Consider the following 527-nt stretch of genomic DNA (forward strand, 5'->3'; position numbering starts at 1 on the left):
CGATTGAAATCGAAGGTCATGTTACCCTTTAAATAAGGGGTCCCGTTTGGATGCCGATAACCCCTCAAATGGGGTCCTTATTCCATGCTTAATGACACTGTCGAGGCTTTCGTAAAGGCTGGCCGCGCCGCTGATTTAACCGGAACTCTATATATCGGATATCCCGTCCTAGCGATTGATGATGACAAGATAGAATTCGATGCCGTCCTTATCTCCAGAAACCGCGGAGTGGTCATCTTTGACCTTTACTCCACAACGGGCAACGCTATGGTCGCAGGTGACCGGGTGGCTGAGCGGATGGAAAAATTGTATGCCGCCTTATATAATCGGCTTAACTCTGTCCGTCGTCGAATGATTTGAGACTATTTGTGCTTTTGAAGATTGGAGTTTCCGGCTCGGTTTAGGGGTTGAGTTAAGCCGCTTTGGCCTGGTGGTTCAAGCGGCGTTTTTTGATCGTGTCTCTTTTGATCCTTTCGCGTTGGAGCAGGATGGTCTGTCCGCGTCCGAAGTAGACGTCGGCGGGAGTG

The 527-nt window shown here is 49.9% G+C and carries 1 protein-coding gene; it reads left to right on the plus strand.

Annotation, left to right across the window (positions count from 1 at the left end; translation table 11 throughout):
- The first annotated feature begins 84 nt into the window (after positions 1-84).
- A complete protein-coding gene (locus VBH83_RS19400; protein ID WP_396999103.1) occupies positions 85-360 on the plus strand; it encodes a hypothetical protein in 276 nt (91 codons plus the stop codon).
- The last annotated feature ends 167 nt before the right edge of the window (positions 361-527 follow it).

The sequence above is a fragment of the Ochrobactrum sp. S1502_03 genome (assembly GCF_044435015.1).
Taxonomy (GTDB): Bacteria; Pseudomonadota; Alphaproteobacteria; order Rhizobiales; family Rhizobiaceae; genus Brucella; species Brucella chromiisoli.

Excerpts from the sequence above, each read along its gene's own strand:
- VBH83_RS19400 (WP_396999103.1), top strand. The coding sequence starts at position 85 with ATGCTTAATGACACTGTCGAGGCTTTCGTAAAGGCTGGCCGCGCCGCT.